We start from the raw sequence: 8,347 nt of genomic DNA on the forward strand, positions 1-8,347 counted from the left end.
CGTAGGACCACTTCACGCTTGCGGGCGGCACTCCAGCGCTGCCCCTCGGCCAACGGTCCTGTGACGGTTTCGTTCTGGTTCTGTTTGGTCATTGTCAATCTCCTTGGACACGGGGACATTACCCCAAATCAGTGTCCAAGAAAACCGGCGCCGCTCCAGCTGGAGCAAACCATTGCAGAGAGTTTTACACTGTGTGAGGCACAAGGTTGCTGGCTGCGTCTGCCGATTGTGGAGAAAAGGGCAGATGCCACTGTTCTTGCAGAAGGGGTCGTGCTGCAGAGCGCTTCATTGGCCAGCCTGCTGAAGGACAGTCACGCCGTGGTACTGATGGCATCAACCGTCGGACCGGAGATCGTCGCTGCCGCTTCAGAAGCCATGACCCGCGGCGATGGCGCAACCGCAGTCATTCATGACGCTGTCGGGGGCCAGAGCGCAGATGCGGCTATGGGCTGGATCAACGAGTATGTGCGCAGGCAGTTGAGCCGCAGCGCCGAACGGCTGACCTCGCAGCGTTACTCACCGGGTTACGGTGATTTCAGCCTGGAGCATCAGAGCCTGTTTTACTCTTTACTTGAGTTGGAACGCCTCGGACTGTCCCTCACCTCACGTTTCATGCTGGTTCCTGAAAAATCGGTAACGGCCGTAGCCGGTATAGAATCCGCACGGCCGTTGGAGACACCCTATGAAACGCCGTGAGTTCCAACGTATGATCGGCCTCGGGCCGCTGTTGCTTGACGCCCCGGCCTCGCCAGCTTCCGCAGACGAATGCTGTACTGCAGCACTGCTGCTGGAACAGTCCGGCGCGATAGTGTCCGACCTTAAACAGCGCAAGGCTGCCGGCTGTGACCTGCTCTGCTGTCCCTCTGGCGCGCTGAACCGTCTTCGGCTTGCCGCCTGTGGCCAGTCTGATCAGGCCAGCGGTATGAACCGCGAACTGATGCGCCGCTGCCGTGCAGCGTTGGGCGACGTACCGGTCTTTGGCGTCTGTTCGGCAAGCGGCAGGCGTGTCGATCCGTTTGGCGAGCTTGATTTTGAGGACGCGGTGTCCTGCTATCTGCAACAGGGCAAGGCGCTTGCCGCAGGCGGTGCGAGTGGTTTCATCGTGAGCGGTATGAGCGATATCCAGGAGGCTCGGGCAGCGCTGATCGCCCTGCGGGAGCTGGGCGACCTGCCGGTTATGGTACAGATGGCTGTCAATGCACAGGGGCATAGCGTCGGCGGAAGCGACCCGCTTGCCGCGCTGGTGACACTTCAGTCTCTGGGCGCGGATGCGGTCGGTTTCTCTGCCTCCGCTGCCGGCATATCACTGGCAGCGATCATCGCCCGGCTCAAACCATCGGCCACGGTGCCGATCTGGGCGGTGCCGCCTGTATCGGCTACCGATCCGGAACAGTACGCCGCCACCGGGGCGGCGCTGCTGCAGGCCGGAGCAAACCTGCTTGGCGTTGATCACCACGCGTCATCGGACCACCTGACGGCGTTAGCCGGTTCTTTGCACCGTTGTGACCCGCAGCCGGTAGCCCGAACGTCGCTCAGCGCGGTCTCGTCCTGCCGCAACACGGCATTTCTGGGGCAGAATTATCCCTTTGCGGTCGTTGGGGAACGAATCAACCCCACTGGCAAGAAGCTGCTGCAAGCCAGCCTGCGGCAGGGCAATCTTGATCTGGTGCAACAGTTTGCGCTGGAACAGGAGCAGCGTCAGGCCACGATACTTGACGTCAACATGGGGCTTTCCGGTATTGATGAAGAGGCGATGATGCTTAAAGCGATCGGGCTGCTGTCCAACCGGTCGCCATTGCCGCTCTGCATCGACACTACCCGGCCCGAGGTGATGGAAGCAGCGTTGCGCCGCTATCCTGGGCGCGCGCTGGTCAACTCTGTTTCAGGAGAGCGGGAACGGATCGAACGGACGCTCCCTGCAGCAGCCAGATACGGCGCCATGTTCATTGTGCTGCCGCTGACCGATGCCGGTATCCCGGAAACCGCCAGAGAGCGGATTACGGTCATTGATTCGATTATGGAGGCCGCAGCATCGTATGGCTGCACGGTTGATGATATTGCCGTAGACGGCCTGGTGATGACGATCAGTTCCAACCCGGAGGCTGCCAAAGAGACGCTTGATCTTATCTCGTGGTGTTCTGGAACCCTCCATGCCAATACCATTGCCGGCCTTTCAAACGTTTCCTTCGGCATGCCGGAGCGGCAATGGATCAACGGTGCTTTTCTCGGTATGGCCATGGGGCGGGGCCTGACCATGGCCATCGCCAATCCGTCATCTGACAGTATTATGGCCACGGTGCAGGCCTACAACGCCTTCTGGGGGCATGATACCGGGATGTTGCTACAGAGTGGTGCTTTTACAGGAGCGGCCTCGTGACCAGGCAGGAGTTCCGAAAGCTGGTCAGTCAACGGGTGCTGATACTGGACGGCGCCACTGGCACGGAACTGGCCCGCCGGGGCATGCCCGCCGGTGTCTCGCCGGAGGCCTGGGTGCTGGACAATCCCCAGGTGATGCAGGAGATTCAACGCGCCTATCTTGCTGCGGGCAGTGATGCGGTCTACACCTGCAGCTTCGGCGGTAATCGTTTCAAGCTGCAGGAGTTTGGCCTTGATGACAGAACGGCCGAGATCAATACGGAGCTGGCCCGAATCTCGCGGGAAGCGGTGGGTGAGCGGGCCCTGGTTTTCGGTGACCTTGCTCCTACCGGCCTGTTTGTTGAACCGTTCGGCGACCTGTTGTTTGAAGATGCGGTGGCGGCCTACGCTGAACAGGCTCGAGCGCTGACGGCAGGAGGCGTTGACGGCTTTGTCATCGAGACGATGATGGATCTGCAGGAGGCTCGAGCCGCCCTGATCGCCGTTCGGGAGGTCTGCGACCTGCCGGTGATGGTCAGCATGACCTTCGGTAGTGATGGCCGTACCTTGAACGGCTCAGATCCTCTTTCTGCTCTGATTACGCTACAGTCACTGGGGGCGGATGCGGTTGGCTGCAACTGCTCCACTGGCCCGCAGGATATGGCAAAGGTGGTGGCCGCTATGAAACCGTTCGCCACGGTGCCGCTACTGGCCAAACCCAATGCAGGTATGCCACGTCTGATCAATGGCGTTACAACCTTTGATATGTCCTTTGAAGAGTTCGGCAGCCATATGCCGCGCTTGGTTGAGGCAGGCGCGGCTATTTTGGGAGGATGCTGCGGTACCAATCCGGACTACATCAGGACCCTGCAAGAGAGCACAGCATCGCTGCGCCCTGCCGTGCCGCTGCGGCAGTGGACCGCCGCCGTTTCGTCATACCGGGAAACGGTCTGTATCTCCAATGATCTGCCCCTGACCATCTTCGGTGGCAAGATCAACCCGTCCGGCAATCCGGCACTGGCAGACAGCCTGCGCAAGGGGGACCTGGTGAAGGTGCGGCGGATGGCGCAGGAGCAGGCGCGGCGAGGGGCGGCGATTATTGATATCAACGTGCATGCCCAGGGGGTAGACGAGGTGGCTGCCATGCGCGGGGCTGTACTTGCGGCAGCCAAAGGGTGCGGCAAGCCGGTGGCGGTTGATACGGTCAATGTCGCGGCTGCCGAACAGGCCCTGCGGGTCTTTCCGGGCAGGGGTATCCTCAACAGCGTCAGTGCCAGGGATGGCGACATGGAGGCGATGTGTGCGGTTGCGGCCCGTTATGGCGCAATGATCGTCTGCATGCCGCTGGACAAGGGGGGGGCCGGGGGCGGTTCTGCCGAGGCGATCGAACGGATTGAGAAGATCGTCGCCTGTGCCGGTAGGTACGGTATCGCCCCGGAAGACTGTCTGGTGGACTGCCTGGTGTTCACCGCCGCCGCCGGACCGGCTGCGCACCGGCGCGCACTGGAACTGATCGACTGGTGCGCCCGTTCGGGCCGCTTCCGCTCCCTGGCCGGGATATCAAATCTGACCTATAACCTGGCCGTGCGGCAGTGGTTCGACAGCACCTTTCTCTGCATGGCTGCCGGGCGGGGGCTGACCGCTGCCTTCATTGACACGGCCTGCGACTATACCCTCAATGTCGCCTGCGCGGTGGATGCTTTGGCCGGGCGCGACCCGCGCATGGGGCGCTATATTGCCCGTTTCGGTCAGCAGGATGCAGGCGTAACCGCAACTCGCGGCCCCCGCACCCTGGGAGAACAGGTCTTTGATGCGGTTGTCGGAGGGGACGAAGAAGGGATGGAACAGACGATCCGGCTGGCCCTGGAACAGGGGGAGTCGCCCCGTTCGCTGGTGGATGATCGTCTGATTCCGGCCATCAATCTGGTGGGCGACAAGTTTGACCGCAAGGAGTATTTCCTGCCGCAGCTGATCACCTGTGCCGATACCATGCGCAAAGGCTTCAGCGTGCTGCAGCCATTTCTTGATGCAGCCAGCGGTGCCTCGGGCGGCAAGGGCCCCAAGGTGGTGCTGGCCACGGTACAGGGGGATATCCACGATATCGGCAAGAACATCGTGGCGTTGATGCTGAACAATTATAATTTTGACGTCATCGACCTGGGCAAGGATGTCTCGGCTGAGGATATCGTCCGCGCAGCCAGGCATCATGGGGCTGAAATCATTGGTTTGTCCGCGCTGATGACCACCACCATGGTGGAGATGAAAAAGGTGATCGACCTGGCCCGTGCCGAGGGCCTGACAAAGGTGCGCTTCATGATCGGCGGCGCGGTGGTGGATCAACACTACGCCGATGAAATCGGCGCCAGTGGCTACGCTAGCGATGCCATTGGCGCGGTGCGGCTGGCTCAGCGGTTCAGTGATGAAGGCAGCCGTGCCACATCGCCGGAGGCTGCCGGAAAGGACGTTTCCGATGCACCGGAAATTTAAAAATCGCGCTGCTCTGCGGTTGTTGATTCGCCAGTTGACAGGTGCCAGCCCGTTTTCCGGCGACGGTTTGCGGTTGCAGTGCAGAACCCTGTTGTCAGCCTGTTTTCTGATGGGCATCGAACCCTTTCAGCTGCCACTTGCAGAAACCTCCTGTGGCGATCTTTCGGAGTTACAGCGTCGGGAGTTTCTGCAGCGTTATCTGGTGCTGCAGATCGACGAGGCCGCGCGGAATAGGCTTGTTCTGCAATTGCTCGGGAACCCTGCCTGGTTTTCCCTGCTGCGCATGGCCGATAACATTGTCAGAGAACAGGAAATCGCCAGCCGGACCGAACCCCAGCGCTGGACAAAATGAAAGGAGGGATGGTGGTCCGCTTATAGCATGGGCCGGAAAAAACGTATTTGATGCACGCAAAATTGTTGGCAAGGGTGAACAGGAAACGGAAGACGGTGAAAATCCGTCGCGGACGCGCCGCTGTAACCGGAGATATTCCCCTGCTTTGTCACTGTTTCGCTTGAAACGGGAAGGTAAAGCAATTCGGGGTCCGGGAGCCAGAAGACGTCCTGTTCGTAATCGTAGTTTCGTCTCGCGTAACAGACAAATGAAAGGAACTGTATTGTCATGGAAGCACACGTACTGGGGTTTCCGCGCATTGGCGCTGGCCGTGAACTGAAGAAGGCGCTGGAAAACTTCTGGAAAGGCACCGGCCATCAGGACGAGCTGATTCGCACCGCAAAAACACTTAAGGAGCGCAACTGGAAAATTCAACGCGATCAGGGGCTCTCCATGGTCGCCGTGGGGGATTTCTCCCTCTATGATCAGATGCTCGATACTGCTTTTATGCTGGGGATGATTCCCCAGCGCTTTGGCGCGGCAGAAGAAGCCGATCTCTCCACCTATTTTCGCATGGCACGGGGTGATGCGACGGCCAATCTTCCGGCCATGGAAATGACCAAGTGGTTCGATACCAATTATCACTACTTGGTTCCTGAGTTCACGCCGCAGACAATCATCCGGCGTTCAACGGGAAAACTTATTGAAGAAACCTGCCATGCCCTTTCTCTGGGATTTCGCCCCAAACCGGTTCTGATCGGACCGCTCACCTTCACCAGCTTGGCAAAAGAACTCAATGGTGCCGACCGCTGGCGCTTTCTGGATGATATCGTCCGTGTCTATTGCACGTTGCTTGTCGATCTGGCGCCCCTGTGTGACTGGATCCAGATTGACGAGCCGATCCTGTGTACTGATTTGCCTGGCATGGCCCGAGAGGCATTTGTCCCTGCCCTGCGCCGGCTCAAGGAGGCGGCCACCGGCAGCCAGCTGCTGCTTGCCACCTATTTTGGCGCGCTTGGCGACAATCTGCCCCTGGCCTTGGAGAGCGGCTGCGATGGCTTGCATCTGGACTTGGTGCGTGGCGCGGCGCAGCTCAATACCGTGCTGGACATCCTGCCGGAAACGATGGTTCTGTCTGCTGGTTTGGTGAATGGCCGTAATGTCTGGAAAAACGATTTGCGCCATTCAAAGCAGAGACTGGACTTTCTGGCTCAGCGCCTCGGAGAGGGAAGGGTCATGGCGGCGTCCAGTTGCTCGTTGCTGCATGTGCCGGTCGATCTCTGGTTGGAAAAAAATATCGATCCGACCATCAGGGAATGGCTGGCTTTCGCTGTCCAGAAGTGCCGGGAAACGGCAACATTGGCCAAGATCGCCGGGGGGTGTCATGAGCCACTGTTGCGGGAGAACGACGCTCAGCTCGCAGCGAGACGCAGTGACAGCCGAACACTGCGCCCTGAGGTGCGTTCCCGTGTCGCTGGGGTGACTGAGGCAATGCAAAGCCGTACCTCAATCTTTCCACAGCGGAAAAAAAAACAAGCGGCCTGGCTTAAGCTCCCCCTGTTGCCGACAACCACCATTGGCTCTTTTCCCCAGACCGCCGAGATTCGTTCCATACGTCGGCAATTCGCTGCCGGAGCGATGCCTGAAGCCCGCTACAAAGCATTTATCCGGAGGCAGATTCGCCAGGTTGTCGAGGAACAGGAAAAGCTGGGATTGGATGTGCTGGTACATGGCGAGCCCGAGCGCAACGATATGGTGGAATACTTCGGCCAGCACTTGGAAGGTTTCTACTTTACAGAGAATGGATGGGTGCAGAGTTACGGCAGCCGCTGCGTCAAACCTCCCATCATTTATGGCGATGTGGCGCGGCCGGCGCCGATCACCATCGACTGGATCCGTTATGCCCAGTCTCTGACGACAAAACCGGTGAAAGGAATGCTTACCGGACCGGTGACAATTCTGTGCTGGAGTTTTGTTCGTGATGACCTGTCTCGCGCCGAGGTTTGTCAGCAGATCGCCCTCGCCATGCGTGATGAGGTACTCGACCTGGAAAAAGCCCGTGTCGGTATCATCCAGATCGACGAGGCGGCGCTGCGCGAGGGCATGCCGCTGCGCCGGCGGGAAGTCGAAGCCTATCTGCGTTGGGCCGTGGACTGCTTTCGTCTGACAGCCGCCGGAGTCGGCGATGAAACACAGATTCACACCCACATGTGCTACAGCGAGTTCAACAGTATTATCCCCTGGATCACTGCCATGGACGCCGATGTCATCAGTATCGAGGCCAGCCGTAGCGACATGAAGCTGTTGCGGGCGTTTCAGCGTTTTGATTACCCCAACGATATCGGGCCAGGCATTTATGACATTCATAGTCCACGGGTTCCTTCTGTCGCCGAGATGGTGGCGCTGATCCGCCAGGCGCTGGCGGTTGTGCCGGCGCAACGGCTCTGGATCAACCCGGACTGCGGACTGAAGACCCGTCAGTGGCCGGAAACCCTCGCCGCACTTAGAAATTTGGTTGAAGCTGCGGGACTGGTACGCTCTGACATGGTGGTGAATTCCGCCCGTGCGGACTAAAGGGGAGGCTGTTCATTTGGTCGGTTGCAGTAACCAAACCGTTCTATACCGAACTGCCGGCCTTCCCGCACTGATTTTCACGCCATGGTTTGGGGACCGGCCCTACTGTTCACCAATGATGAGATGATGAACTACAATATCGGATTAAAAGTCAGATTGCTTCGCCGTGCCAGGGAGCTGACCCTCATGACGGTAGCCAAGGAAACAGGATTTTCGACGGCGTTGATTTCACAAATCGAAAACAATATGGAGCGGCGCCGGTTTTCTTGGACACTGATTTGGGGTAATGTCCCCGTGTCCAAGGAGATTGACAATGACCAAACAGAACCAGAACGAAACCGTCACAGGACCGTTGGCCGAGGGGCAGCGCTGGAGTGCCGCCCGCAAGCGTGAAGTGGTCCTACGTCTGCTGCGGGGCGAATCCGTTGATGCGCTATCCCGCGAACTGAGCATTGAGATCTACCGCCTGGAGCAGTGGCGAGAGAAAGCGCTGGCCGGGATCGACGAGTCGCTGAAAAAACGCCAGAATGATCCCGTCCAGACTGAACTCAACCAGGCCATGCGCCGGATCGGCGAGTTGACCATGGAAAACGAACTGCT

At 59.1% G+C, this 8,347-nt stretch carries 6 protein-coding genes, 1 pseudogene and 1 riboswitch; all 7 genes and pseudogenes read left to right on the plus strand.

Features of this window, described 5'->3' with window-relative positions:
* Positions 1 to 270 precede the first annotated feature (270 nt).
* Positions 271 to 696 (plus strand): vitamin B12 dependent-methionine synthase activation domain-containing protein, encoded by a 426-nt coding sequence (locus BLR80_RS13035; RefSeq protein ID WP_092080824.1) that lies wholly within the window; start codon positions 271 to 273, stop codon positions 694 to 696.
* On the plus strand, positions 683 to 2,377 hold the full coding sequence (locus BLR80_RS12430; protein WP_092080827.1) for a dihydropteroate synthase: 1,695 nt from the start codon (positions 683 to 685) through the stop codon (positions 2,375 to 2,377). Before BLR80_RS13035 ends, BLR80_RS12430 begins: the two co-directional genes overlap by 14 nt.
* Positions 2,374 to 4,842, plus strand: coding sequence for a homocysteine S-methyltransferase family protein (locus BLR80_RS12435; RefSeq protein ID WP_092080830.1), 2,469 nt, complete (start codon positions 2,374 to 2,376; stop codon positions 4,840 to 4,842). The genes BLR80_RS12430 and BLR80_RS12435 overlap by 4 nt, the downstream gene beginning before the upstream one ends.
* Positions 4,826 to 5,194 carry a hypothetical protein gene (locus BLR80_RS12440; RefSeq protein WP_092080833.1) on the plus strand — a complete coding sequence of 123 codons (369 nt, stop codon included), beginning with the start codon at positions 4,826 to 4,828 and terminating at the stop codon, positions 5,192 to 5,194. Before BLR80_RS12435 ends, BLR80_RS12440 begins: the two co-directional genes overlap by 17 nt.
* 42 nt (positions 5,195 to 5,236) lie before the next feature.
* A riboswitch (cobalamin riboswitch) is annotated at positions 5,237 to 5,420 on the plus strand.
* 41 nt (positions 5,421 to 5,461) lie between these two features.
* Positions 5,462 to 7,747, plus strand: a complete 2,286-nt coding sequence (gene metE / locus BLR80_RS12445; protein WP_092080836.1) for a 5-methyltetrahydropteroyltriglutamate--homocysteine S-methyltransferase — start codon at positions 5,462 to 5,464, stop codon at positions 7,745 to 7,747.
* A 123-nt stretch (positions 7,748 to 7,870) separates the two neighbouring features.
* Positions 7,871 to 7,993: pseudogene (locus BLR80_RS13425) on the plus strand (helix-turn-helix domain-containing protein); the annotation flags it as partial.
* Positions 7,994 to 8,060: 67 nt separating this feature from the next.
* Positions 8,061 to 8,347 (plus strand): transposase (locus BLR80_RS12455; protein WP_281241652.1); only part of this gene is annotated, 287 nt, incomplete at its 3' end.

The organism is Desulfuromonas thiophila (genome assembly GCF_900101955.1).
In the GTDB taxonomy this organism is placed as follows: Bacteria; Desulfobacterota; Desulfuromonadia; order Desulfuromonadales; family Desulfuromonadaceae; genus Pseudodesulfuromonas; species Pseudodesulfuromonas thiophila.

Excerpts from the sequence above, each read along its gene's own strand:
- BLR80_RS12430 (WP_092080827.1), top strand. The coding sequence starts at position 683 with ATGAAACGCCGTGAGTTCCAACGTATGATCGGCCTCGGGCCGCTGTTG.
- BLR80_RS12440 (WP_092080833.1), top strand. The coding sequence starts at position 4,826 with ATGCACCGGAAATTTAAAAATCGCGCTGCTCTGCGGTTGTTGATTCGC.
- metE (WP_092080836.1), top strand. The coding sequence starts at position 5,462 with ATGGAAGCACACGTACTGGGGTTTCCGCGCATTGGCGCTGGCCGTGAA.